A 25905-nucleotide genomic window follows, 5' to 3' on the forward strand; every position below is an offset into this window, starting at 1 on the left:
TTTTTTTTCCTGTCTCTTTTTTGTTTTTTTTTTTTTTGTCCAGTTCCTTTCCCCCCCCCCCCCCCCCCCCCCCCCCCCCCCCCCCCCTTCTCCCCCCCCCCCCCCCCCGGGGCCCGGTCGTGTCAGACGACGGCCGGCTCGACCCCGGTGATCTCCAGTTCCCGGCCGCTGCGCAGCTCGGTGGAGGGCCGGTCGCAGCGCGGGCACCAGAAGAACGGCGGCATGCCGACCGCGAACTCCTCGGCGCACGGGTCGCACCAGGCCTGCGCCGGCACCTGCTCGACCACGAGCCGTGCGGCGGCCAGGGCGGTGCCGTCGCGGGCGACCTCGAAGGCGAAGTCCAGGGCGTCGGGAACGACCCCCGCCAGCTCGCCGACCCGGACGGTCACCTCGGAGACGGCATCCGCCCCGTCCGCCCGGGCCAGCTCGCCGGCCCGCTCGATGATCGCGGTCGCGATCGACAGTTCGTGCACGGCCGGCTCACGGGTAGCGGTGGCCGGCGCGCAAGCCGCCGGACATCCGCCAGATCCGCATCTCCCGGCGCAGGCTGGGCAGTTCCTTGACCAGCACCGCGAGCGCCAGCGCGCCCACGACGAGGCATTCCGCCACCAGGACCCGCTGTCCGGTCATCTCGGCTCCTCTGCCCTTGGTGGGGCACCTTCCTGCCAGTTGGACGTTCATTGCGGTGACTCCCAGCTGTCTGTCATCCCGGTGAGATGTTCGGCATGGACTCCACGAGGGTGTCGTGCCGCTTCCAATGGATCCCGGTGGAACGGCGCGCGTCGGCGGTGCCGTCCTTGTGGTGACCGGTCTGGTCCTCGTAGCGCCCCTTGTTGCCCTGGTGCATGCCGGCGACGTGCCCGGTCATGTCGGGCTTCGCCTGGGGCCGGCCCACTCGGATGCTGCCCATGGGGATCTCCTTCCTCGCCTCCGTCATGCGGAGTGCGTGCTCATGTCCGCTCGGTGAGGTCCGTGAAGAATCGCTCGACGGCGGGCCAGACCCGGCCGCCGCCGGACAGGCCCTCCCATTCCCGGCGTACGACGGCGACCATCCGGTAGCAGTCGTCGATCGGCACGATCCAGTGGTGGTCGAGGCCGTGCACGGTGTTCACCAGCAGTGCCTCCACCTCGGGTTCCACGGTGGCGAGCTGCGGACACATCGTTGCCAGCCGCTGCCAGGCCGCCGCGTCCACCTCCCAGCGCATGGCTCCCGCGGGGCTGGGGCCCTGGGCGGTGACCGTGCCGTCCGCCCGCGGCACGAAGAAGACGAGGCCGACGGGTACGCCCAGGACCGCCGTGTCGACGCGGGGCAGCCGCACCCGGCGCCGGGGCACCGGCCGATAGTGGCCGTCACCCGCTCCGCTCCCGGCGAACAGCACCGAGCAGGGCCCGCAGACGCAGCGCACCTCCTCCTGCCCGCTGTCGTAGAGGTGGCCGTGCTCGTCCGGCACCGGTGCGGCGCACAGGTCGCACACCTCCGCCTCGGCCGTCGCCGCGCGATCGGCCGAGGAGCGGATGAGGCGGGCCAGCGCGCCGTCCGTGGTCACGGCGCGCCCCGGTGGGTCAGCGTGGTCAGCGGTACGAAGGCGGGGGCGGCCGGCCGTTCCGAGGGGGCCGGTACGGACTCCACCGCCGTCAGCTCGGGAGCCACGGCGAGCACCGCCTCTCGGATCGCGGCGGTGACCTCGCCCCCGGCGCTGCCGCATCCCGAGGCGCAGCCACCGCCGGACGTGACCCGCACCAGGGCCACGTCTCCCTCGACCCCGGCCCACTCCACGTCGCCGCCGCGCTCGCGCACGGCCGGGCGGAGCCGCTCGACCGCGCGGGCGGCGCGCAGCTCGGTGGGTTCGGGGTGGATGTCGTGCAGCACCAGCAGGTGGCCCAGCAGTTCGTCGCCGGTCAGGTGTGCGGCGAGCTGTCCGTCCGCGTGGTCCAGGACGCGGGCCAGCGCCTCACCGTAGACCTCGGTCAGCAGCCGTACCGCTTCGGTGGCGGAGCGGGTGGTGGGGCCGGGCGCGGACTCGAGGCCGGCGAGCAGCTCGTCGAGCCGGGCGAGCCGGGCCTCCACCTCCAGGTCCGCCAGTCGTGCCGCCGCGGCCTCAGCCATGGTTGGCTCCATAGGTCGGCGAGTGCAGGGTGGTCAGCGTCTTGCCCTTGCCGACGTACATGTGCACACCGCAGGGCAGACACGGGTCGAAGCTGCGGACCGTGCGCATGATGTCGACGCCCTTGAAGTCGTCGGGGCCGTTCTCCTCGAAGATCGGCTGCCCCTGGACGGCGTCCTCGTACGGGCCGGGGGTGCCGTACATGTCGCGGGGGCTGGCGTTCCACGGGGTGGGCGGGTACGGGTGGTAGTTGGCGATCTTCTTGTCCTTGATCACGAGGTGGTGCGAGAGGACGCCGCGCACCGCCTCGTGGAAGCCGCAGCCGATGGCCTCGTCGGGGACCTCGTAGTTCTCGAAGACCTTGGTCTCGCCCGCGCGGACCAGCCCCATGGCCTCCTCCAGGAACTGCAGGGCCATGGCGGCGGCGTACGCGACGAAGTAGGGGCGGGCGCGGTCGCGTTCGATGGTGTTGCTCCACTGCGGGATGCGCCACTCCAGGGTGGTCTCCGGCAGGCTCTCTCCCTTGGGCAGCGAGATGCGCACGCTGTGGCCGGTGGCCTTGATGTACGGGGTGTCGACCAGTCCGCTCAGCGCGGTCGACCACAGCCGGGCGAGCGGGCCGCCGCCGGTGTCCAGGGCGAGGTGGTCCCCGGTGCGCTGGTCGAACCAGCGCGGGCTCATCACCCAGCTGTACTTGTCGTCGAAGTTGCGCTTCTGCGGTACCGGGACGGTCGTCTGGTTCCACGGGTGGCGCATGTCGACGGGGTTGCCGAGCGGGTCGTGGGTGACGAAGGGCTGCTCGCCCACCCAGTCCTCGTAGTAGGAGCTGCCGAGCATGATGCGCAGGCCGAGGTTGATGTCGACGAGGTTGTTGGTGACCAGTTCGCCGTCGACGATGATGCCCGGGGTGACGTACATCGCCTTGCCCCAGGTGTTCATGGTCTCGTAGCGGTAGTCCACGACCTTGGGGTCCTGGAAGGCCCCCCAGCAGCCCAGCAGGACGCGGCGACGGCCGACCTCCTCGTAGCCGGGCAGCGCCTCGTAGAAGAAGTCGAAGACGTCGTCGTTCATGGCGACGGCCTTCTTGATGAAGTCGATGACCCGCATGAGCCGGCTGAGGTAGTCCGTGAACGCGGTCGGCTGCGGCATCGTGCCGACACCGCCCGGGTACAGCGTGGACGGGTGGACGTGCCGGCCCTCCATCAGGCAGAACATCTCGCGGGTGACCCGGCTGACCTTCAGGGCCTCCTTGTAGACCTCGCCCTCGAAGGGGTTGAAGGCCTTCATGATGTCGGCGATCGTCCGGTAGCCGTGGATCTCGCCGCGAGGTGCGTCGGTGCGTTCCGCGCGGGCCAGCAGGCCGGGGTTGGTGGCCTTGACCATCGCCTCGCAGAAGTCCACGAAGACCAGGTTGTCCTGGAAGATCGTGTGGTCGAACATGTACTCGGCCGCTTCGCCGAGGTTGACGATGTGCTCGGCGAGCGGCGGCGGCTTGACGCCGTAGGCCATCTGCTGGGCGTAGTCGGAGCAGGTGGTGTGGTTGTCACCGCAGATCCCGCAGATGCGGGAGGTGATGAACCCGGCGTCGCGCGGGTCCTTGCCCTTCATGAACACCGAATAGCCGCGGAACAGCGACGAGGTGCTGTGGCACTCCACGACCTCCCGGTTGGCGAAGTCGATCTTCGTGTAGATGCCCAGGTTGCCGATGATCCGGGTGATCGGGTCCCAGGACATGTCCACGAGCTGGGGCGGTTTGCGCCCTGTGGGCCGGGCCTCGGTTGTGGTCATGTGCGGTACTGCCCCTCGCTGTCGGTGTTCCGTGGGTGGGTCGGGTGGTGGAGTGCGCGGAGCATGGCGTCAGGGCCGCCAGTGCGGGTCGTAACCGCTGGTCAGCTTGCGCTTGTTGTGGCGCCATCTGGGTTCGTGGTTGACCAACTCGTTGGTGAAGCCGCGCAGTCGGCGGATGACGGCGCCGTACGGCTTGATCACCAGGGACGACAGGGTGCCGCCGGGGGGCTCGTCCATGAACGGCATGAAGGCGTCGGGGAAGCCGGGCATGGTGCAGCCGATGCAGATGCCGCCGACGTTCGGGCAGCCGCCGATGCCGGCCATCCAGCCGCGCTTGGGTACGTTGCAGTTGACGACGGGTCCCCAACAGCCGGTCTTGACCAGGCACTTGGGTGAGTTGTAGTCCTTGGCGAAGCTGGCCTGCTCGTAGTAGGACCCTCGGTCGCAGCCCTCGTGCACCGTCCTGCCGAACAGCCACTGCGGGCGCAGCATGTGGTCCAGCGGTGGCGGCGGTGCGGTGCCGGCCGCGTGGTAGAGCACCCAGATCAGGGTCTCCATGAAGTTCTCGGGCTGGATCGGGCAGCCGGGCACGTTGACCACGGGCAGGCCGCCCTGCGACCGGTAGTCCCAGCCCAGGTAGTCCGCGAGGCCCATGCTGCCGGTCGGGTTGCCCGCCATCGCGTGGATGCCGCCGAAGGTGGCGCAGGTGCCGGCGGCGACCACCGCCCAGGCCCTGGGCGCCAGTTCGTCGATCCAGGAGTTCAGGGTCTGCGGCTCACCGGTCTCCGGGTCGTTGCCGAAGGACGTCCAGTATCCGTCGCCCTTGATGATGTTCTGGTTGGGGATCGAACCCTCGATGACAAGGATGAACGGTGACAAATCGCCCCGAGCCGCCGCCCGGTAGGGAGCGAGGAAGTCCTCGCCGCCGAGGCTCGGTGACAGCACCTTGTTGACCAGGTTCACCTTCGGCACCCCGGGGATGAGGCCGAGCACCAGGTCCTCGATGGAGGGTTGGTCGGCGGCGGTCAGGGAGACCGTGTCGCCGTCGCAGCTCATGCCCTCGGAGATCCAGAGGATGGTGATCTCCTCGAAGCCCTGCCGGTCCTCGGCGCCACTCGCTTCGCCGTCGACCTCGGTGGTGCTGCTGTGCGTTGTCATGTCATCGGCCTCCGCTGCGGGGGGTTTCGGATGGGGCGGACTCCGGGGCGGACTCGAGCGGCTCGAGCTCGTCGGGCCGGAAGTAGTGGAAGCGGCCGTACCAGGTGTGCAGTTCGGACGCGGGGTCGTCGTCGAGGGTGACGGCGACGTGCACACTGCCGTCCACGTCATGGAAGACGGCGGCCACCTCGGCGGTCCGCCCGACGAGGAACATGTCCTGGGCGTCGGCGGCCCGTTTCGGCTGCAGCCGTACGCGGCTGCCGCCGCCGAGGGACACGCCGTCGACGAGCACCGTGTCCGTGGTCGGGGACAGTCCCTCGTCGGCGCCCTCCTGCCACCAGGCGGGGCGTTCGGTGGGTGAGGCGGCCTCCGGCACCGGTGGGGCCGGGGTGCTTCCTGGCACTGGTGCGGCCAGGGTGCTTCCTGGCGTCGGCGCGGCCGGGGTGAGGGAGCGGACGGCGCCGTGCAGGCGGGCGAAGACCTCGGGCGGCATGGTGTCGACACGGTCGAGGATCGCGGCGGCCCGCGGGTCGGTGGCGCGTGCCTCGCGCTTCTCCTCGTCCGTCAGCAGCATGGTGCGCAGGGTGAGGATCTCGTCGATCTCCGCCGCGTCGTGCAGATCTCCTGGGCTCTCCGGGGCCACCTGCGGGTGGTCGGGGAGGATGATCGGCGCGGACAGCAGTACGTGTCCGGTGCCGGGTTCACCGCCGAGGACGGGGAAGGTGAACTCGTTGCGGCAGGCGTCGGCGGCCGCGCGCAGGTCCGCGGGGCGGTCGATCAGCGAGACGAACTGCACGCCCTCCCCGCCGACGAGCGTGTGCGTGGCGATGAGCGCAACTCGCAGCGCCTCCTCGCGCGCGGTTGGCGGCTGCGGCGCGGGGCCCGTGTGCGCGGTGCGTACCCGGAGCCGGCAGAGATCCGGCGCGAGCCGCTCGACGGAGACCGTGGTGTCCGCCCGTACCTCCGCACGACGCCGCACCACCCGTCCGGCCCGCCCGGGGAGTGGCTCGACGTCCTCACCGGCCGACGCTCCCGCCGCAACGGTGCGTTCGCCCTGGAGGAGGTCGGCCAGCGGGATCGTCACGTCGATCTCGCGCGGCACCGCTTCGTCGAAGGTCAGGTGGACCGTGCCGTCCTCGGTCCGCAGCGACTCGACCGCCCGGTGGGCACCGTCGCGGCCGGTCTCCTCCACCTGCTTGCGCTGCATCTGGAGGTATCTCAGCCGAACCCGTACCGACGCGCCGGGCCGCAGGATCCGCACCAGGCACTCGGTCCGCTGGTACCACGAGTCGGCGGAGCCGGACAGGCCCGGGACGACCGGGCCGTCCGACTCCACCCAGTCCCGGGGAAAGAGCACCCCGAACTGCCACCGGACGCGGTTCTTGGCCGAGGACCGACGGTAGGGATAGAGCAGGTACCCCTCGTAGAGCACGGCGTCGGCCACCGAGCTCACCTGCTCGAAGGCGTCCATGGACCGGGGCGGCGGCAGGTCCGGGCCGTCCTTCGGGACAGCGCGCGCCAGGTCGCCCTGGGCCAATCCCTCCGACATCGTGCCTCCTCGTCTCCGTGTGCACGCCGATCCCTTCCACCACGTTCACATCGCTCACTCACCCTCGCCCCTCCGGCTGAGCGCGACTGGGCCGTTCGAGGGGGTACTCGGCGTGGCGGCCTTCCGAAGGCCGGCTGGAACCGTCGTCCGCGTCGGAGGCAACCTGGAGGACAGCGGAGACGTCTTCGTGCGGGAGCGGGGTCCGACGGGGCGGCTCCCGACGACAGGAACGAAGGTGACACGATGAGCGAAAAGGCCCGGAAGCTGTTCGAGGCGCTCGACCTCGATCACAACGGGACCCTGACCCGCACAGAGGTGATCATCGCGTTGCGGACCAAGGGCCCGTCCCTGGCCGCGTCGGGAGACCTGCCGTTCTGGGGCCTGGGCGACGAGAACGCCTCGTCCGCGCTGTTCGACGCCGCCGACCAGAACGGGGACGACGTACTGACCCTGGAGGAGTTCGCGGCGGTGGTGGACCGCCGATTCGGCTGGCGCTGATCGCTATCCCGCCCGGTCGGCCCGGGCCGCGGCGTCGACCTCGTCGGCCACCCAGGCCAGGAAGGCCCGTACGTCTGACGTGGGCAGCGCGGTGGCGGCGGCGCGCGAGGGACGTTCGTAGCTGTGCAGTGCGGCACGCAGGACGGGCCGGAAGCGTTCCTCGGACGCCGCTACCGCCTCCGCCGCCCGGCGCTTGGCCCGCCAACGGCCCGTGCGGCAGTACTGCACGGCGCGGCAGCCGTTGAGGACCCGGTTGTCCGAGAGATGGCCCTCGCCGGTGCTGTGCTCGCGGACCGAGGCGCGGAGCGCGGTGAGCAGGTCGGCCCGCGCGGGTTCGGCGATCACCTCCCGTGCCGGCCTGCCGCGCAGCGCGCGCCCGGCCTGATGGGCGACGGACCGGTCGATGACGTACCAGAACGCGGAGGACTCGGCCGGGTCGAAGCTGACCCGTTCGGGCAGCGACGGTCCGGTGTTGAGGTCCAGCAGATAGCCGCACGCTCCGGACGGCCGTGCCGCGAAGTCCGCGTCGTAGACGGCCAGCTCCAGTCCCGCCGCGGGGCAGGGCAGAGCGGGGTGTGCGAGTGCCTCGGCCAGGTCGGACAGGGCTCCCTCGGGGAGCGGGGATGCGTCGACGACGACCGTCACGTCGACGTCGCTGCGCCCGTGCCGGTAGTCGCCGAGTGCGACGGAGCCGACGGCGACGACGCTCACCAGATGGGGCCCGCAGGCGGTGTGCGTGCGGTGGACGAGCTCCTGGAGGTAGGGGCCCAGTTCGGCGGGGACGGCTTCCGGGTCCGCGAAATCACGGGTCATGAGGTCAGTGTCCGGCGCGGTCTGCGGCTTGCGGGGTCACTCGGGGGCTGCGCTCCCGACCTCGTCCGGCATGCCGACGCCCCGCGCGAGTTCCTCCTCGCGCGGGGCGGTACGGCAGTCGGCGACGGGCCCCGCCAGGCGGCCTAGGCGAGTTCCACCAGCAGATCCCCGCCCTCGACCTGCTGGATGCGGTTGATGGCGAGCCTGGCCACCCGGCCGGCCTTCGCCGCGGTGATCGATGCCTCCATCTTCATCGCCTCGATGGTGGCCACCGTGGCACCGGCCTCCACCTCGTCCCCGTCCGCGACCGTGAGGGTCACCACCCCGGCGAACGGCGCCGCGACATGACCGGGGTTGGCCCGGTCGGCCTTCTCGGTCACCGGGACGTCCGAGGCGGCCGCCCGGTCGCGGACCTGGATCGGGCGGAGTTGGCCGTTCAGGGTGGACATCACGGCGCGATTCCCGCGCTCGTCGGCGTCGCCGACGGCCTGCAACTCGATCAGCAGCCGCACCCCGCGTTCGAGGTCGACGGCGTACTCCTTGCCCGGGCGCAGCCCGTAGAAGAAGTCCTTGCTGTCCAGCACGCTGGTGTCGCCGAAGGTGTCACGGTGCGTCTCGAACTCGCGCGTCGGTCCCGGGAACAGCAGCCGGTTGAGCGTGGCCCGCCGGTCCTTCGCCAGCCCCTCACGGTCGTCGGCCCCGAGTTCCTGGACCGGCTTGGCCTCGGCCCGACCCTGCAGCGCCTTGCTGCGGAACGGCTCCGGCCAGCCGCCCGGCGGGGTGCCCAGCTCGCCGCGCAGGAAGCCGATGACGGAGTCGGGGATGTCGAACCGGTCCGGGTCGGTCTCGAAGTCCGCCGGGGACACGCCGGCGCCCACCAGGTGCAGGGCCAGGTCGCCGACCACCTTCGACGAGGGGGTGACCTTCACCAGACGGCCGAGCATCCGGTCGGCGGCGGCGTACATCGCCTCGATCTCCTCGAAACGGTCGCCGAGGCCGAGCGCGACCGCCTGGGTGCGCAGGTTGGACAGCTGTCCGCCGGGGATCTCGTGGTGGTAGACCCGGCCGGTCGGCGAGGCCAGACCCGCCTCGAAGGGGGCGTAGACCTTGCGGACGCTCTCCCAGTACGGCTCCAGGTCGCCGACGGCCTGGAGGTCGAGGCCGGTCGGCCGCTCGGAGTGGTCGGTGGCGGCCACGATCGCCGACAGCGACGGCTGCGAGGTGGTGCCCGCCATGGACGCCACCGCCCCGTCCACCGCGTCCGCGCCGGCCTGGATCGCGGCCAGGTAGGTGGCGAGCTGGCCGCCCGCGGTGTCGTGGGTGTGCACATGGACCGGCAGGTCGAACTCCCGGCGCAGGGCCGACACCAGCTTCGCGGCGGCCGGGGCGCGCAGCAGGCCCGCCATGTCCTTGACGGCCAGCACATGGGCGCCCGCGTCCACGATCTGCTCGGCCAGACGCAGGTAGTAGTCCAAGGTGTACAGGCGCTCGGAGGGGTCGGACAGGTCGGAGGTGTAGCACAGCGCCACCTCGGCGACGGCGGTGCCGGTGTCCCGTACGGCCTCGATGGCGGGCCGCATCTGATCGACGTCGTTGAGGGCGTCGAAGATGCGGAAGATGTCGATGCCGGTGGCGGCCGCCTCGTGCACGAAGGCGTCGGTCACCTCGGTGGGATACGGCGTGTAGCCCACGGTGTTGCGGCCGCGCAGCAGCATCTGCAGGCAGATGTTCGGGGCGGCTTCCCGCAGGGCCGCCAGGCGCTCCCACGGGTCCTCGGCGAGGAAGCGCAGGGCGACGTCGTAGGTCGCGCCGCCCCAGCACTCCAGGGACAGCAGCTGGGGCAGGGTGCGGGCCACGACCGGGGCGACGGCCAGCATGTCCTTGGTGCGCACGCGCGTGGCGAGCAGTGACTGGTGGGCGTCGCGGAACGTGGTGTCGGTGACGCCGATGGTCGGCGAGGCACGCAGCCAGCTCGCGAAGCCCTCCGGGCCGAGCTCGGCGAGCCGTTGCCGCGACCCGGCCGGGGGCTCGCCGGCCGGCAGTTCGGGCAGCTTGGTCAGCGGGTCGAGCAGGTCGGGCCGTTCGCCGTGCGGCTTGTTCACCGTGACGTCGGCCAGATAGGTGAGCAGCTTCGTGCCGCGGTCGGCGGAGTGCCGGGCGGTGAGCAGATGCGGGCGCTGCTCGATGAACGACGTGGTGACGCGGCCGGCCTGGAAGTCGGGGTCGTCCAGCACCGCCTGCAGGAAGGGGATGTTGGTGGCCACGCCCCGGATGCGGAACTCGGCCACGGCACGCCGGGCTCGGCCCACCGCGGCGGCGAAGTCCCGGCCCCGGCAGGTGAGCTTGACCAGCATCGAGTCGAAGTGGGCGCTGATCTCCGTACCGGCGTGGGTGGTGCCGCCGTCGAGGCGGATGCCCGAGCCGCCGGGTGAGCGGTAGGCGCTGATGCGGCCGGTGTCCGGACGGAAGCCGTTGGCCGGGTCCTCGGTGGTGATACGGCACTGGAGCGCGGCGCCGCGCAGGGTCACGGTCTCCTGGGCGAGGCCGAGGTCGGCCAGCGTCTGGCCTGCGGCGATGCGCAGCTGTGACTGCACGAGGTCGACGTCGGTGACCTCCTCGGTCACCGTGTGCTCGACCTGGATGCGCGGGTTCATCTCGATGAAGACGTGGTTGCCCTCGCGGTCCAGCAGGAATTCCACGGTGCCCGCGTTGCGGTAGCCGATCTGCCGGGCGAAGCGGACGGCGTCGGCGCAGATGCGGTCGCGCAGCTCCGGGTCGAGGTTCGGCGCGGGCGCCAGCTCGATGACCTTCTGGTGACGGCGCTGCAGCGAGCAGTCCCGCTCGAACAGGTGGATCACATTGCCCTCGCCGTCGGCGAGGATCTGCACCTCGATGTGGCGGGGCTCGACGACGGCCTTCTCCAGGAAGACGGTGGGGTCGCCGAACGCGGACGCCGCCTCACGGGACGCCGCCTCGATGGACTCCCGCAGCTGGGCGGGTTCCTCGACCCGTCGCATGCCACGCCCGCCGCCGCCGGCGACCGCCTTGACGAACACGGGGAAGCCGATGTCCTCGGCGGCGCGGACGAGTTCGTCCACGTCGTTGGAGGGCGCCGAGGAACCCAGGACCGGCACCCCGGCCTCCCGGGCCGCGGCCACCGCGCGGGCCTTGTTCCCGGTCAGCTCGAGGATCTCCGCGCTCGGTCCGACGAACGTGATGCCCGCCTCCTCGCACGCCCGGGCCAGATCGGGGTTCTCGGACAGGAACCCGTAGCCCGGGTAGACCGCGTCCGCTCCCGCACGACGCGCCGCACGGACGATCTCCTCCACCGAGAGATAGGCCCTCACCGGGTGGCCTGGCTGACCGATCTCGTACGCCTCGTCGGCCTTCAGCCGGTGCAGTGAGTTGCGGTCCTCGTGCGGAAAGACGGCGACGGTGCGCGCGCCCAGCTCGTAGCCTGCGCGGAAAGCGCGAATCGCGATCTCACCACGGTTGGCGACCAGCACCTTGCGGAACATTCTTGATCCCTTCAGCCTGCCGGTTGACGGATCACCCATGGTGTCGGCGGCATTCCTCCCACGCTATGTGAGCCGGGCCACTTACGAGGGCCTAGGCTGTCCTTGAGCCGCCTGTGGTGAAGGGTGGTGTGAGCGAGGTGCCCTCATGGCCAGCGTGAGTCACCGCGGTGCGACTGCGCACGACGCGATCGGCGAAACGCCGGGCCCGCTCGCGTCCGCGGTGGGGTACGCGGGGGTGTTCCAGGACCTGCTCCCGCTCGCCCTGTGGGTGGTCGACTCCGACGGCCGACTGGTGCAGTGGTCGCTGGCCGCGCAGGACCTGCTCGGTCACACACCGGAGCAGATGCTGGGCCAGGACGCCAAGCGTGTGCTCGTACCCGAGGAGAACCACGAGCTGGCCGACCGGGTGGGCCGGATGGTGGGCACGGGTGCGGCGGTGGTCGGACGGCTGCCGGTCCGGCATCGCGACGGGACCCTCGTCGACATGGAGATGTGGCACTGCCCGATCGCCGACGCGCGTGGGGGCACGGGTGTGCTGGCCATCGCGGCGGAGACGTCCGCGGTGGAGCGGATGCGGGACGCGCTGGCCGCGCTGGAGGGGCTGTTCACACAGTCCCCGATCGGTCTGGCCATGCTCGGTCCCGACCTGCGTTTCCTGCGGGTCAACGAGGCGCTGGCCCGCATGGACGGGGTGCCGGTGGCCGAGCACGTGGGTAAACGCGTGACCGACGTCGCCCCCCGCGCCGGCGCGCTGGAGGCGGTCATGCGACGGGTCCTCGACCGGGGTGAGGCGGTGGTGGACTTCCGCCATACGGCCGACACGGCCGATCCGGCGCGGCGGCGGACGTGGTCCTGCTCCTACGCCCCGCTGCTCGGCAGTGCCGGCCGGCCGGTGGGTGTGATCGCCTCGCTGATCGACGTCACGGAGGGGCAGCGGGCCCACCTGGAGGCGGAGCGGGGACGGCAGCGCCTCGCGCTGCTGGCGGAGGCGGGCACGCAGATGGGCTCCACGCTGGACCTGGTGCAGACGGCGCGGGAGGTGGTCCGCGTCCTGGTGCCCCGGCTCGCGGACTCCGCCGACGTCCAGCTGCTGGAGGAGGCGCTGGCCCCGGACGAGACGGCCGCGTCCGCGCACGGCGTGGTCCGGCGCGCCGCGGCGGCCTTCACGGATCCGGCCGCGCCGGCCGACCATCTCGCGGTCGGCATGACCATGCAGGTCCCGCCCGGCTCGGTGTACGAGCAGGTCATCACCGCCGGGCGGCCCATGAACCTGTACCTGTCCGACATCGGACCGCTGATCACCGCCCCCGGAGCCGCGCGGCTGCGCGAGTACCTGCGCGAGCGGGTGGGCGCGGCGCGACTGATACCGCTGGTGGCGCGGGGCACCGTGCTCGGCGCGGTGGTGGTGACCCGGACCCGGGACCGGGAGCCGTTCGACGACCAGGACACGCTGCTGATCGACGAACTGGTCGCCCGGGCGGCACTGAGCATCGACAACGCGCGGATGTACAGCCGCGAACGCGACGCGGCCCTCACCCTCCAGCGCACCCTGATGAACCCCTCTCTGCCCGTCGTCCACGGACTGGAACTCAGCGCGCGCTATCTGCCGGCCGGCGACCACGAGGTCGGTGGCGACTGGTTCGACGCCATCGCCCTGTCTGGCGGCCGGACCGCGCTGGTGATCGGGGACGTGATGGGCCATGGCATCCACGCCGCGGCGGTCATGGGACAGCTGCGCACCGCGGTGCGGACCCTGGCACGCCGGGACACCCCGCCCGACCAGTTGCTCCACGCACTGGACGCCGCCGTGGCGGACCTGGGCGAGAACGAGATGGCCACCTGCCTGTACGCCATTCACCATCCGGTCACCGGCCACTGTCTGATCGCCCGGGCGGGTCATCCGCCCCCGGTGATCGCCGACGAACGAGGAAACGTCACTTTCCTGGACGGACCCTCGGGCCCGCCGCTGGGCGTGGGCAGGAAGGAGTGCGAGATCCAGCACGCCGTGCTCGCGCCCCGCAGTCTCCTGGTGGCCTACACCGACGGTCTGATCGAGACCCGCGGCACCGACCTCGACCAGGGAATGCGCCGTCTGGCGCAGGCGCTGCGGAACCCCGGGCGCCGGCTGGACGAGGTCTGCGACGGCCTGCTGGCCCATGTCCTGCCCGAGGTGGCGGACGACGACGTCGCGGTGCTCCTCGCCCGCGCACTGCCCCCGTGAACCGGCACACGGTGCCCGCACGGCCGATACTGGGTGTGAGCCGCTGGGAAGCCAGGCACTCGGAACGGCAGGAACGCCCGGGGCGCCGCACTGCGGGCCCCCCGAACGGCGCGAGATGGGTGGGCGATGCACAACACATCCCCGATGTCTCTCAATGAGAGCCCGGCGGATCCGTTCTCGGTCCACCGATCCGCCTCAGCCGCCCTGGACGGCCACGGACGGGTCGTCGCCTGGAGCGAACAGGCCACCGTCCTCCTCGGCCACCGGGCCGAAGAGGTGCTGGGCCGACATGTGCGCGAGGTCCTTGTCGACAGCGGGGACGGCGCCCTGATCGTCGAGGCGACCAGAGCGTGTCTGCGCGAGCACGGCTGGTTCGGGCTGCTGCCGGTCCTCGACAGCGCGGGCGACCGCGTCTTCGTCGGCTTCAGGGCCCGCAAGGTGGAACGGCTGGACTCCACCGTCGAGTGGCACCTCGTCGGCTCGCTCGCCGAGGACATGGTCCAGTGGGAGATCGACCGCGCCGTGCTGGACGGCCTCTTCAGCCGGTCCCCGGTGGGTGTCGTCGTGCTCGGGCCGGACCTTCGCGTGCTGCGGGTCAACCGGGCGATCGCACGGTTCGGCGGACTGCCGCCCGAGGCGTATCGCGGGCGGCGCGCCGCTGAGTTCCTGCTCGGCACGGACGCGGACCTGGCGGAGGACAAGCTCCGGTCGGTCCTCGAGACGGGCCGGCCCGTGATCTTCGCCGAGCAGCGGGCCCGGCTGCTGCACGATCCCGGCAAGGAGCTGTTCATCTCCATCTCCGCCTTCCGGATGGAGGACCCGTCGGGCAGGGTGCTGGGCGTCACCGAGATCGTCGAGGACGTCACCGACCGCCACCGGGCCCGTCGGCGACTCGCGCTGCTCAACGAGGCCGGCAGCAGGATCGGGACGACCCTGGATGTGGCGACGACGGCGCGGGAGCTGGCCGAGGTGGCGGTGCCCGACCTCGCCGACGCCATCTCGGTGGATCTGCTGGAGCCCGTGCCTCGCGGAGAAGAACCGGCCCCCGACTGCAGGGGCCCGCTGCGCAGGATGGCGGTCCGTAGCATCCGGCCCGAGTCGATGAAGGTGATGCGTCCCGAGGGCCACCTGTTCTCCTTCCCCGAGCGGACCGCGCCCGCCCTCTGCCTGGCCGACAGGCGTCCGGTCCTGCTACCCGCCCTGGAAGAGAGCGCCGCTTGGTTCGCCGCCGAGCCGGAACGGGCCGAGAGGGCGCTGGCGATGGGCGTCCACTCCCTGATGGCGGTGCCGCTGGCCGCGCGCGGTGTGGTTCTCGGGGTGGTCTGTCTGTGGCGCTCGAAGCGGCCGACGCCGTTCGAGGAGGACGACCTCACCCTGGCGGAGGAGTTCGCCGCCAGGGCCGCGGTCTGCATCGACAACGCCCGCCGCTACACCCAGCAGCACCAGGCCGCCGAGGCCCTGCAGCGCAGCCTGCTGCCCAGTGAGGTGCCCGAGCACCCGGCGATCGAGACGGCCCACCGCTACCTGCCGGCGAGGGCCACCACAGGGGTCGGCGGCGACTGGTTCGACGTCATCCCGCTGTCGGGGCTGCGGGTCGCGCTGGTGGTCGGCGACGTGGTCGGCCACGGCATGCACGCCTCGGCGACCATGGGCCGACTGCGCGCCGCCGTGCGCACCCTGGCCCACCTCGACCTGGCCCCGGACGAGGTACTCGCCCGGCTCGACGACCTGGTGGACCAGCTGGCCACCGAGCAGCGGGAGACCGAGGCGAACGCCCCTCCGATCGTGGGCGCCACCTGTCTGTACGCGATCTACGATCCGGTCTCCCGGCTCTGCGCGATGGCACGGGCGGGCCACCCGCCGCCGACCGTGCTGGGGCCGGACGCCCGGGTGCGCCCGGTCGACCTCCCCGCCGGACCACCGCTGGGCCTGGGCGGGCTGCCGTTCGAGACGGCCGAGCTCGAACTGGCCGAGGGCAGCCTGATCGCCCTGTACAGCGACGGCCTCCTGCTGGCCGGCGACCGCGACATCGACCAGGGACTGGACCTGCTGCAGGGCACGCTGGCCGGTCCGGCCCGGTCGCTGGAGCACACCTGCAAGGCGGTGGAGGACGCGATGCTCCCCGACCGGCCCGCCGACGACGTCACCCTGCTGCTGGGCCGCACCCGGGTGCTGGCGCCGGAGAACGTGGCCACCTGGGAGTTGCCGGACGGACCCATCGCGGCCGGCGAGGCCCGCACCCTGGCGAGCGACCGGCTGGCCGAGTGGGGGCTGCAGGAGCTGGCGTTCACCACCGAGCTGATCGTGAGCGAACTGGTCACGAACGCCTACCGGTACGCGGGCGGCCCCGTCGTGCTGCGGCTGATCCGCGACGGCCAGCTCATCTGCGAGGTCTCCGACTCCAGCAGCACTTCCCCCAACCTGCGACAGGCCCGCAGCACCGACGAGGGCGGGCGCGGCCTGTTCCTGGTGGCCCAGCTGTCGGAGCGCTGGGGCACGCGCTACGGCCGCAACAGCAAGACCATCTGGGCCGAGCAGCCCCTGACGACGGATCAGGCGGACGCGGGTACTTGAGCTCGCCGCACCGGGAGGGTCAGTCCGTCGGCACCGTGGCCGGCAGCCCGAGCGCCGTGGACACATGGCGCCAGATGGCGGCCAGCGCCGTGTCCAGGGTGACGGTCGGGTCGCGCAGCATGAGGCGGATGCCGTAGCCGTCGCTCAGGGACAGCACAAGTGTGCTGAGGTCGTCGACGTCGGTGGCGGTGAACTCGCCGGAGGCGATGCCGCGCCGGATCGCGCCGGACACCCAGCCGTGCAGCTGGGCGTACAGGTCGACGGCGAAGACCCGGGTCGTCTCGTCGCGCAGCGCCCGCACCCATAGCTCCTGCCACAGCCGCCAGTCCTGGTGGAGCTCGGGATCGGTGGGCAGCAGGTTGCGCACGATGCGGGCCAGGACGACCGCGGCCGGTGCCGTCTCCGCGTCGCGTTCGACGTCGAGGGCCGTGTTGGCGAAGGAGTGGGTCATCGCCTCGGTGAACAGCTTCTCGCGCGTGTCGAAGTGGTAGTGCAGCAGCGCCGTCGACACCCCGGCCCGCTCGGCGACCATGCGCATGCGGATCTTCTCGAAGCCGATGTCGGCGATGACCTCGCACGCCGCGGTCAGGATGCGCTCGCGCGTGTCTGCCGTGCGCACCTTGGTGGACACCCTGCGGCTCCCCTCGTTCGGTGGTCGTACGCCATGACCATCTTCCCTCACGGCCGCCCCGCCGGTACCGGTACCGCACGAGGCGGCTCTTCGTCGTAGGCGTGGAAGCCCCGGCCGGACTTACGCCCCAGCAACCCGGCCTCCACCATCCGGGACAGCAGCGGGGGTGGCGAGTACTGGGGTTCGCGGAACTCGGCGTACAGCGACTCGGCGATGGCCCGTGTGGTGTCCAGGCCGATGAGGTCCGTCAGGGCCAGCGGTCCGAGCGGGTGCGCGCAGCCGAGGACCATGCCGCGGTCGACGTCCTCGACGGTCGCGCTGCCCGACTCCACCATGCGGATCGCGGCGAGGAGATAGGGCACGAGCAGCGCGTTGACGACGAACCCGGCCTTGTCCCTGGTCCGTACGACCTCCTTGCCGAGCGTGCCGGTCACGAACTCCTCGGCCCGCTCGGCGGTGCTGGGCGAGGTGAGCAGCGACGGCACGAGTTCGACGAGCCGCAGCACCGGCACGGGGTTGAAGAAGTGCACGCCGACGACACGATCGGGGCGGGAGGTCGCGGCGGCGAGTCTGATGACCGGGATGGAGGAGGTGTTGGTCGCGAGGATGGTGTCCTGCCCGGCGATCACGGAGTCGAGGCGGGTGAAGACGTCGACCTTGAGGCCCTCGTCCTCGGCGACCGCTTCGATGACCAGGTCGTGGTCATGCAGTGATGCGAGCTCGTGGACGACGGTGATCAGGGCCGCGGCGGCCTCCCGTCGTTCGTCGCTCAGTCTGCCGTTGGCGGTCGCACGGTCGAGCGAGCGGGTGATGCGGAGGCGGCCGGCCCGGGCCGCCTCCGCGTCGCGCTCCACGACCGTGACCGGTACGTCGGCCCGTGCGCAGACCTCGGCGATGCCGGCGCCCATCAGCCCGCAGCCGACGACTCCCACGCGCTTGATGTCGGTCATCCGTATCCCTCTCTCTGGTCTGCGGCGGCAGGGGTCAGGCGCTGGGCAGGTCCAGGACCCCCGTGCCGCGCTTGACGAGCTCGTTGGCGATGATCAGCCGCTGGATCTCGGAGGTGCCCTCCCAGATGCGGTCCACGCGCAGCTCGCGGTAGAGCCGCTCGACGGCGTACGAGCGGTCGTAGCCCCGTCCGCCGTGGATCTGGAGGCACCGGTCGATCACCCGGCCCGAGGCCTCGCTCGCCGAGAGCTTGGCGATGGCCGCCTTGGCGTGCAGCGTCTTGCGGTCCTCGGCCGAGGCCTGGTCGATCTCCCAGGCGACCTGGTGGGTGTAGGCGCGGTTGACCGCGATGTCCACCGCGCAGTCGGCCAGCATCCCCTGGATCAGCTGGTACGAGGAGATCGGGGCTCCGAACTGCTCGCGCTCCACGGCCCAGTCACGGGACAGCTCCAGCGCCCGCTCGGCCGCGCCGATGGTGCGGGCGGCGATCATCAGGCGCTCCTCGGTGAACCACGAGCGCGTGATGTCGTATCCCTCGCCGATGCCGCCGAGCACCGCGTCCTCGCCGACCTGGACGTCGGTGAAGGTGAACTCGGGGTGCTCGTAGACGAAGGTGTGCATCCAGCGCGGGACGCGCGTCATCTCGATGCCGGGGGTGTCCTTGTCCACCAGGAAGAGGGTCGGTGCGCGCTCCGGGCCGGCCGCCGCGAGCACGATCATGAAGTCGGCGTGGTCGCCGACCGTCACGAACCACTTCTCGCCGTCGAGCACCCAGCCCTGGTCGTTCTTCGTCGCCGTGGTGGCCAGGTTCTGCGGGTCGGAGCCGGCGCCGGGCTCGGTGACGGCGTAGCAGTCGCGCCGCTCACCGTTGATCACCGGGATGAGGAAGCGCTCGCGCTGCTCGGGGGTGCAGAAGCGCAGCGCGTTCGCGGGCCGCCACACCATGTCCCACAGCGCGCCGGTGAGCCGGCCCAACTCCTCCTGCACGGTGACCTGTTCGGCGATGGTGAGGCCGGCGCCGCCCCACTCGGCGGGCATGTTGACGGCCTGGAGCCCGGCGTCCAGCACGGCGTCGCGGACCTTGGCGTGGGCGTCGGCGGGCAGACCGTTGTCCTCCTCGCACTGGATCTCGTAGCCGGCGATGAAGTCGGTGAGGGCACGCGCGTCGGCCTTGAGCTGAACCTGGCGCGGGGTGAGGCGGAAGTCCATGGAAGTCCTCGCTGTCCGGTGGGAGTGGGGCGGTTTCAGTGGGTGGGCAGAGCAAGGGCGCGCGTGCCCCGCTTGATGAGCTCGTTGGCGATGATCAGCCGCTGGATCTCGGAGGTGCCCTCCCAGATCCGGTCGACGCGCAGCTCGCGGTACATGCGCTCGACGGGGTAGGTGCGGTCGTAGCCGCGGCCGCCGAAGATCTGCAGACACCGGTCGGCGACCCGCCCTGCGGCCTCGCTGGCGGCGAGCTTGGCGGTGGAGGCCTTGGCGTGCAGCGTCTTGCGGTCGGTGCCGGGCTGGTCGGCCTCCCAGGCGACCTGGTGGGTGTAGGCACGGTTGACCGCGATGTCCACGGCGCAGTCGGCCAGCATCCCCTGGATCAGCTGGTACGACGCGATGGGGGCCCCGAACTGCTCGCGCTCCACGGCCCAGTCACGGGCGAGCTGGAGGGCGCGCTCGGCGGCGCCGACGGTGCGGGCCGCGATCATCAGGCGTTCGTCCGTGAACCATTCCTTGGTGAGCTCGTAGCCCTTGCCGACACCGCCGAGCACGTCCTCGTCGGCGACGAAGACGTCGGTGAAGGTGAACTCGGGATGCCCGTTGACCGCGGAGTGCATGAAGTGCGGCAGCCGGGTCATCTTCACGCCGGGCGCGGCCTTGTCCACGAAGAACAGCGTGGGCAGCCGCTCCGGGCCGGCGTCCGCCTGCACCAGCAGGAAGTCGGCGATGTCGCCGCAGGTGACGAACCACTTCTCCCCGTTGAGCAGCCAGCCCCCGTCGGTGCGCGTGGCCGTGGAGGTGCCGGAGGACGGGTCGGAACCGGCGCCCGGCTCGGTGACGGCGAACGCGTCGAACCGCTCGGCGCGGATCACCGGCAGCAGATACTTCTCACGCTGCCGCTCGTCGCCGTACGCGAGGACGTTGGCGGGCCGCCAGGGGATGTCCCACAGGCAGTTGGTGACCTTGCCGAACTCCTCCTCGACGATGACCTGGTCGAGCAGGCTGAGCCCGGCGCCGCCCCACTCGGCGGGCATGTTGATGGCGTAGACGCCGGCGTCCATGGCGGCCCGGGTCAGTTCGGTGACGAGCTCCTGCGGCAGGGGTCCACCCGCCTGCTCGGACTGGTCCTCGTACCGCATCAGCAGCCGGGCGTACTCGGCGGCGCGACGCTTCAGGTCGGCCTGCTCGGGGGTGTAGCGCATGTCCATGGGGACCTCTTCCAGGTCGGTCGGGCGAGTGCGGCTCGGTCAGGCGAGTACGGCGCGGGAGTCGAGGGCGAGGGCCCCGTCGGGCCGTACGAGAAGGGGGTTGACCTCGATCTCGGCGATTTCGGGGTGGGCCGCGGCGAATGCCGTGATGGTCTCGATGGCCGCGGCGGCCGCGGCGATGTCGACGGGCGGACGGCCGCGCACCCCGTCGAGCAGGGCGGCGGTGCGCAGGCCGCGCAGCAACTGCAGGGCGCGGTCGGCGGGCACGGGGGCGAGGGTGAAGGCGATGTCGTGCAGGACCTCCGCGAGCACTCCGCCCAGGCCCACCATGGCGACCGGGCCGAAACGCGGGTCCCGGTTGACGCCGACGATCAGCTCGATGCCGTCGGTGAGGTCCGCCATGGCCTCCACGGAGTAGGCGGAGGCGCCGAGCCGGGCGTGCATCTCGCGGAAGGCGGCGAGCAGTTCGTCCCGGCCGGCCAGGCCCAGCGCCACTCCCCCGGCGTCGGACTTGTGGAGCAGGTGCAGCGCCTTGAGGACATACGGTCCGGTGAACTCCGAGGCCGCGGCGAGCAGTTCGGTCTCGTCGTGGATCTCCCGGGCGGTGGGGAAGGCGAGTCCGGCCGCTTCGAGGGCCCGGCGCGTCTCCAGGTAGCCGCTCTCGCGCAACGGGGACGCGGGACGGGGAAGGGGCGCCACACTCGTGTTCCGTGAGCGCGGTGCCGTGGCGGCGAGCGCGCGGGCGGCGTCCTCGGTGGCGCCGAAGACCGGCACACCGGCGGCGGCGAGGGTGCGGCAGCTGGGCGAGTCGGGATACATCGACTGCACCACGAGGGGCTTGGCGGTGGCGCGATGCCGGGCGGCGATGAGGCGGGCGGCCGCCTGCTCCCCGTCCGCCAGTGCCGTACCGCCTCCGCCGAGCCCGCCCTCCGACGCCGCGTACCCGCCGAAGTAGCCCGTCATCAGCACGGCGTCGACCTCCTCGGCGGCCAGCAGTGCCTCGACGGTCTCCGCGTACGAGTGCGGATCCTGCTCACCCATCCCGGCGAGGTCCACCGGGTTGGCCACGGCCGACTGCTCCCACAGGGCCTCCCGCAGCCGCTGCCGCGTGGGCTCCCGCAGTTCGGGCACGGCGAGACCGGTCGTCTCCACCGCGTCGGCGGCGACGACGCCGTGGCCTCCGCCGTCCGTGAGGACGGCGACCCGGTGGTCGGCCGCCCGGCGTCCGCCGTTCAACGCGGCGAGGACGACGGTGAGTTCGCGCGGGGTGGCGACCAGCTCCACCCCGGCGTCGCGGCATGCCGCGGCCACGACGTCGGCCGAGGTGGTCAGCGCGCCGGTGTGCGACTGGGCGCTGCGGGCGGAGGCGTCCCCGCGCCCGGCGGTGAGCAGCACCACGGGCTTGCCGGCATCCGCGGCGGCCTCGGCGAAGGCACGTCCGTCGCCGAAGTCCTCGGCGTAGACCGCGATGGCCCGGGTGCCGTCGTGCCGGGCGCAGTCGGCGAGCAGGTCGACGAGGGTGACGTCGGCCTGGTTGCCGAGCGAGACGAAACGGGAGAAGCCGAGGCCGTGCGGCCCGAAGCGGAGCTGGAGTTCGAGGGCGAGGTTTCCGCTCTGGCTCAGCAGCGCGATGCCGCCGGGTGTGAAGGTGTCGGACGCCAGGAAGAGGTCGGTGGTGTTGTCGGCCAGCCCCAGGCAGTTGGGCCCGACCATCACGGCGCCGGCGGCGCGTACCCGCTCGGCGACTCCGTCCTGCCGGGCCCGGCCCGCGTCGCCGGTCTCGGCGAATCCGGCCGTGATCGCGACGATGGCGCGCGCCCCGCACCGCAGCGCCTCGTCGACGGCGTCCTCGAACCCGGCGGCCGGCACGGAGACCACCGCGAGGTCGACGGGTTCGCCGATCGCGCTCAGGCTGGGGGCGACGGTGCGGCCGAGCACCGTGCCGCCACGGCGGTTGACCAGGTGGACGGGGCGGCGGCCGTTCGCGCGGACCGCCTGGGCCGCGATGGCGTGGCCGTACTTGGCGGGGTCGTCGCTGGCTCCGACGACGGCGACGGAGACCGGGTCGAAGAGTGCCGAGAGGTCGCGTCCCATGTCACTTCCCCAGCCGCAGCGCGGAGTTGGGGCAGGCGGCGACGGCGGCCTCGGCGGCGTCCTCGCCGCCCGGCGGCACCTCCGCCGAGCGCAACCGCGCGTAACCCCACTCGTCGAGGTCGATCTGCTCGGGCGCAGGTTCCTGGCACAGGCCGTAGCCCTGGCAGCGGGTGGAGTCCAGCAGGAGTTTCATGGTGCGGTCCTTTCGGTACGGCGGGTTCGAGCGTCTCGTCGGCGGTGAGCGGCGCGCGGGTCAGGGCACCGGCACCAGGAAGCGGCGTCCGTCCTCGGGATGCGCGCGCGAGCACGCGGGGCAGGAGGTCCCGCGATGGGCGTCGACGCGGTCGGGGAAGTGGGCGAGGAGACCGGCGCCGACCCGGGCGGCGGCGTCGAGCAGCCCGCAGGCTCCACGTCCGGGCAGCTGCCGCGACCAGCGGTGCAGTTTCTCGACCGTGTCGTGGGTGGCCTCGCCGCGGGCGACGGCCGAGAGGGCCTTGGCCATCGCTCCGGTGCCCGAGAGGCACACCCCGCACTGCCGGGCGCTCTGCGCCGCCAGATAGGCGGCTGCCTCCACGGCCACGGCGACCGGGCAGTCCTCCGGGCCCAGGAAGTGCAGCGCGCCGCAGCCGAGGGCCCCGCCGGCCGCGTTCAGGCCGTCGTGGTCGAGCGGAAGATCGTTCCAGCCCGTGCCGTACAGTCCGCCGAACATGCCGCCCAGCAGCACCGCCTCGGCCCTGCCGTGCCCGCACAGATCGGCGAGGACCTTCAGGTGGGTACCGGCGGGCACCTCGGCGAGCAGGCCCCGGGCACCGGGCCCGGACAGGCTCACCAGATGGGCGCCCGCGACGGTGTCCGCCTCGGCGGGACGCGAGTACATCGCCGCGATCCGGGCCAGCGTCTCCACGTTGGCGACCAGGGTGGGCGCGCCGCCCACACCGCTCTCGAAGGGACGCGGAGGCTTCGCCGCGGGAAGCGCCGGGCCGCCGTTGATCTTTCGTACGACCGCGGTCTCCTCCCCCGCGACGTAGGTGTGCTCGGTCCGTACGACGTCGATGCGCAGCTCGGCGGCACACTCGGCCAGCGCCCGTCGCACGGCCCGCTCGGCGGGGGCGTCCGAGAGGTACACGAAGCCACGCTCGGCCCCGGTCATGGCCGCGGCCAGCCGCACGCCGTCGAGAACCAGGTGCGGGCGGTACCGCAGCAGCCAGCGGTCCTTCACGGAGCCGGGCTCGCCCTCCTCACCGTTGGCGACGACCACGCGCGGGCCCGGTGCGCCGCGGACGGCACGGAGCTTGACGGCGGCGGGGAAGCCGGCGCCGCCCCGTCCGCGCAGGCCGACGGCGGCGATCCGCTCCAGCAGGCGGTCGGGCGCGACCAGCGGCGCATAGCCGCCGCCGGCGAGGTACGTGTCGATGTCCTGGCCCTGGCCGAGCGGCGCGGCGAGCAGGCCCTGCCGTCCTTCGGGCAGAAGGGAGAACACGCCGGTCATACGGTGCTCCTGGGCTCGGAGTGGCCGAAGAGTGCGGGTCCGGGGCGCGACCTCAGACGTGCCAGCGCGTGCTCCAGGTCCCGTCGCTGAGTGGTGGTGCGCTCGTAGCCCGCCCCGGGGAGGCCGATCAGCATGCGGTGGTGGTCGAGGACGACCTCGCCGGCCAGCAGCGCCGCACCCGGATCGCTGCTCCGGGATCCCGCCGCCTCGACGACCAGGTCGGTGACCTCGCGCAGGTAGCGCAGCCAGCCGCGCTGGGTGCCGCGCAGCACCAGCCGCTCGACGCGGTGCCGCTCGGCGCGGACTAGGACCGACGGCGGGCGGCCGTCCGCCGGGGACCGCAGGGAGGCCACCGCGGCGGGCAGCTCCTGTTCGGGCTCCGGTGTGAGGCCGAGCCAGACGAGACTGCGGCGAGTGCTCATGCGTGCCTCCGGGGTCGCACCGTTTCCGGGTGGTCCGGAGACGGGGGCGGCGCGGCCATGACGTGGGATGGGGATGCTCCGGTGCCGTTTCGCGAGGGGGCGCGGGGCGGGGAGCTGTGCGGTGGTGTCCGGATCCGGACACTCGACGTGGCGTGGACCAGCGGTCCGATGGTCCGCGGGTTTGCGGAAGGCGCCTGAGCAATCCGTCTGCGGGCCCCGGGCCGTTCGCCTGGCACGAGACTAACTAACTAATTAGTCAGGCCACAAGTCTTGACTTGCCTTCGCCACGGTCCCACTCTGACTAACCAATCAGTCAGCCGGATCCCGGCAGGTCTGGAAGCCGAACCTGCCGTGTGTCCCGGCCACCCCCTCACCGCCCATCGCCGCCGCAGCGGCGCGGAGGAGGACCCCATGAATCCCTCGACAACCCGGGAAGCCGACACGGTCGGCGCTGCCCCGCCGGGGCCGCCCCCCGAGCACCCCGGCGAAGCCCTGCCGGCCCGCTACTACACCGATCCGGCCGTCGCCGAGGCCGAGACCGACCGCATCTTCGCCAAGTCCTGGCAGCTCGTCTGCCACGAGTCCGATCTCCCCGGACCCGGCGCCCGGCTGACCGCCACCGCCGCCGGCCGGGAGGTGCTGGTCGTCCGCACCGAGGACGGCGGGCTCGCCGCCCACCTCAACGTCTGCCGGCACCGCGGGACCCGTCTGGTTTCCGACCCGGAACCGTCGGGCAAGGCGATCCGCTGCCCGTACCACGGCTGGACCTACAAGCTGGACGGCCGCCTGGTCGGAGCCCCCGAGGCGCGCAGGATCCCCTGCCTGGACAAGCCGAAGCTCGGTCTCCACCCGGTCAACGTCGAGTCCTTCCTCGGCTTCGTCTTCGTCAACCTCGACATGGAGGCGACCCCGCTCGCCGAGAGCTGCGCCGGGCTCGCCGAGGCCGTCGGCCACTACGCCGGGCCCGGCCTGGTCCCCGTGGGCAAGCACCGCATCCACGATCTGACGGGCGGCGAGCAGCAGAACGCCAACTGGAAGGTGATCGTCGACAACTACCTGGAGGGCTACCACGTCCCCGTGGCCCACCCGGCGCTCATGCGACTGCTCGACTACGCCGCGTACACGGTCGACGTCCAGGAGAACTACGTACTGTTCGAGTCGCCCCTGCGCGACAAGCCCTCCTCGAACTGGACCGAGCGGCTCTACCAGCGGCTGGCGAGCCCCATGCCGGGGCTGGCCGAGGCCGACCGGCGGGTATGGCGGTACGCCGTGATCTACCCCAACACGCTCATCGACTTCTACCCTGACCACGTGCTCGCGTGGACCGCCCTGCCCACCGCCCAGGACCGGGCGGCGATCCCCGGTGCCTTCTACACGAAGATCGGCGAGGGTCTGCGCACGCGGCTGGCCCGGCGGCTGAACATCCACATCGGCTGGGTGACCAACGACGAGGACGCCGAGCTGGTGGAGCGCGTCCAGGCCGGCATGCGGACTCCCGGTTTCGAGCCGGGTCCGCTGTCGCAGCGCGAGGCCGCCGTCGGATGGTTCGCGCGCCGGGTCAGGGACGACCTGGACGGGGACGCACGGTGACGCCCCAGGCCACACTCCCTTCGCCGCACGCGCGTACCGCCGTACGTCTGCCGTCGGCCTTACCGCGCTCCCTCTGAGCCACGCACGCAC

22 protein-coding genes are annotated in these 25905 nt (G+C 72.1%); 4 read left to right on the top strand and 18 right to left on the bottom strand.

Features of this window, described 5'->3' with window-relative positions:
- Positions 1-122: 122 nt before the first annotated feature.
- From hypA to ACFQ6S_RS10090, 8 genes are all read right to left on the bottom strand, one after another.
- Positions 123-473, bottom strand: coding sequence for a hydrogenase maturation nickel metallochaperone HypA (hypA, locus tag ACFQ6S_RS10055; RefSeq protein ID WP_383405702.1), 351 nt, complete (start codon positions 471-473; stop codon positions 123-125).
- A gap of 7 nt (positions 474-480) precedes the next feature.
- The gene (locus ACFQ6S_RS10060; protein WP_383405703.1) at positions 481-630 is read right to left on the bottom strand and encodes a hypothetical protein; all 150 of its coding nucleotides are present in this window, start codon (positions 628-630) and stop codon (positions 481-483) included.
- A 73-nt stretch (positions 631-703) separates the two neighbouring features.
- Complete coding sequence (locus ACFQ6S_RS10065; RefSeq protein WP_383405705.1) at positions 704-910, bottom strand: hypothetical protein; 207 nt, start codon at positions 908-910, stop codon at positions 704-706.
- Between the two features lie 40 nt (positions 911-950).
- Complete coding sequence (locus ACFQ6S_RS10070; protein WP_383405707.1) at positions 951-1547, bottom strand: DUF5947 family protein; 597 nt, start codon at positions 1545-1547, stop codon at positions 951-953.
- Positions 1544-2107 carry a NifU family protein gene (locus ACFQ6S_RS10075; protein WP_383405709.1) on the bottom strand — a complete coding sequence of 188 codons (564 nt, stop codon included), beginning with the start codon at positions 2105-2107 and terminating at the stop codon, positions 1544-1546. Before ACFQ6S_RS10075 ends, ACFQ6S_RS10070 begins: the two co-directional genes overlap by 4 nt.
- Positions 2100-3893, bottom strand: a complete 1794-nt coding sequence (locus tag ACFQ6S_RS10080) for a nickel-dependent hydrogenase large subunit (RefSeq protein WP_383405711.1) — start codon at positions 3891-3893, stop codon at positions 2100-2102. The genes ACFQ6S_RS10075 and ACFQ6S_RS10080 overlap by 8 nt, the downstream gene beginning before the upstream one ends.
- A 69-nt stretch (positions 3894-3962) precedes the next feature.
- Complete coding sequence (locus tag ACFQ6S_RS10085; RefSeq protein WP_383405713.1) at positions 3963-5051, bottom strand: hydrogenase expression protein HypE; 1089 nt, start codon at positions 5049-5051, stop codon at positions 3963-3965.
- 1 nt (position 5052) lies between these two features.
- Positions 5053-6600, bottom strand: a complete 1548-nt coding sequence (locus ACFQ6S_RS10090; protein WP_383405715.1) for a hypothetical protein — start codon at positions 6598-6600, stop codon at positions 5053-5055.
- A 243-nt stretch (positions 6601-6843) separates the two neighbouring features.
- Between ACFQ6S_RS10090 and ACFQ6S_RS10095 the strand changes: the two genes are divergently transcribed.
- Complete coding sequence (locus ACFQ6S_RS10095; RefSeq protein WP_383405717.1) at positions 6844-7098, top strand: EF-hand domain-containing protein; 255 nt, start codon at positions 6844-6846, stop codon at positions 7096-7098.
- 3 nt (positions 7099-7101) lie between these two features.
- Here the strand turns inward: ACFQ6S_RS10095 and ACFQ6S_RS10100 are convergent, their stop codons facing one another.
- Both ACFQ6S_RS10100 and ACFQ6S_RS10105 read right to left on the bottom strand, forming a co-directional pair.
- Complete coding sequence (locus ACFQ6S_RS10100) at positions 7102-7911, bottom strand: aminoglycoside adenylyltransferase domain-containing protein (RefSeq protein ID WP_383405719.1); 810 nt, start codon at positions 7909-7911, stop codon at positions 7102-7104.
- A 143-nt stretch (positions 7912-8054) separates the two neighbouring features.
- A complete protein-coding gene (locus ACFQ6S_RS10105) occupies positions 8055-11429 on the bottom strand; it encodes a pyruvate carboxylase (protein ID WP_383405721.1) in 3375 nt (1124 codons plus the stop codon).
- A 145-nt stretch (positions 11430-11574) separates the two neighbouring features.
- Here ACFQ6S_RS10105 and ACFQ6S_RS10110 point away from each other — a divergent pair, with 145 nt between their 5' ends.
- Positions 11575-13650, top strand: a complete 2076-nt coding sequence (locus ACFQ6S_RS10110; RefSeq protein WP_383405723.1) for a SpoIIE family protein phosphatase — start codon at positions 11575-11577, stop codon at positions 13648-13650.
- Positions 13651-13776: 126 nt separating this feature from the next.
- Complete coding sequence (locus ACFQ6S_RS10115; RefSeq protein ID WP_383405726.1) at positions 13777-16224, top strand: SpoIIE family protein phosphatase; 2448 nt, start codon at positions 13777-13779, stop codon at positions 16222-16224.
- Between the two features lie 19 nt (positions 16225-16243).
- On the opposite strand, the gene ACFQ6S_RS10120 is transcribed toward ACFQ6S_RS10115, so the two are convergent.
- From ACFQ6S_RS10120 to ACFQ6S_RS10155, 8 genes are read right to left on the bottom strand one after another with little or no spacing between them, the layout of a single operon-like run.
- A complete protein-coding gene (locus tag ACFQ6S_RS10120; RefSeq protein ID WP_383405728.1) occupies positions 16244-16855 on the bottom strand; it encodes a TetR/AcrR family transcriptional regulator in 612 nt (203 codons plus the stop codon).
- 47 nt (positions 16856-16902) lie between these two features.
- Positions 16903-17805, bottom strand: a complete 903-nt coding sequence (locus ACFQ6S_RS10125) for a 3-hydroxybutyryl-CoA dehydrogenase (protein WP_383405730.1) — start codon at positions 17803-17805, stop codon at positions 16903-16905.
- Positions 17806-17839: 34 nt separating this feature from the next.
- A complete protein-coding gene (locus tag ACFQ6S_RS10130) occupies positions 17840-19012 on the bottom strand; it encodes an acyl-CoA dehydrogenase family protein (protein ID WP_383405732.1) in 1173 nt (390 codons plus the stop codon).
- A 35-nt stretch (positions 19013-19047) separates the two neighbouring features.
- Positions 19048-20220, bottom strand: a complete 1173-nt coding sequence (locus tag ACFQ6S_RS10135) for an acyl-CoA dehydrogenase family protein (protein WP_383405734.1) — start codon at positions 20218-20220, stop codon at positions 19048-19050.
- Between the two features lie 39 nt (positions 20221-20259).
- Positions 20260-22314: an acetate--CoA ligase family protein gene (locus tag ACFQ6S_RS10140; RefSeq protein ID WP_383405736.1), complete on the bottom strand. Its 2055-nt coding sequence runs from the start codon at positions 22312-22314 to the stop codon at positions 20260-20262.
- A gap of 1 nt (position 22315) precedes the next feature.
- Positions 22316-22507 carry a ferredoxin gene (locus ACFQ6S_RS10145; protein ID WP_383405738.1) on the bottom strand — a complete coding sequence of 64 codons (192 nt, stop codon included), beginning with the start codon at positions 22505-22507 and terminating at the stop codon, positions 22316-22318.
- 60 nt (positions 22508-22567) lie between these two features.
- Positions 22568-23803, bottom strand: a complete 1236-nt coding sequence (locus tag ACFQ6S_RS10150; protein WP_383405740.1) for an NADH-ubiquinone oxidoreductase-F iron-sulfur binding region domain-containing protein — start codon at positions 23801-23803, stop codon at positions 22568-22570.
- Positions 23800-24225, bottom strand: a complete 426-nt coding sequence (locus ACFQ6S_RS10155) for a hypothetical protein (RefSeq protein ID WP_383405742.1) — start codon at positions 24223-24225, stop codon at positions 23800-23802. The genes ACFQ6S_RS10150 and ACFQ6S_RS10155 overlap by 4 nt, the downstream gene beginning before the upstream one ends.
- A gap of 411 nt (positions 24226-24636) precedes the next feature.
- Between ACFQ6S_RS10155 and ACFQ6S_RS10160 the strand changes: the two genes are divergently transcribed.
- On the top strand, positions 24637-25815 hold the full coding sequence (locus ACFQ6S_RS10160) for an aromatic ring-hydroxylating dioxygenase subunit alpha (RefSeq protein ID WP_383405744.1): 1179 nt from the start codon (positions 24637-24639) through the stop codon (positions 25813-25815).
- Positions 25816-25905 lie beyond the last annotated feature (90 nt).

Origin of the sequence: Streptomyces sp. NPDC056479, assembly GCF_042795335.1 — a bacterium.
GTDB lineage: Bacteria > Actinomycetota > Actinomycetes > Streptomycetales > Streptomycetaceae > Streptomyces.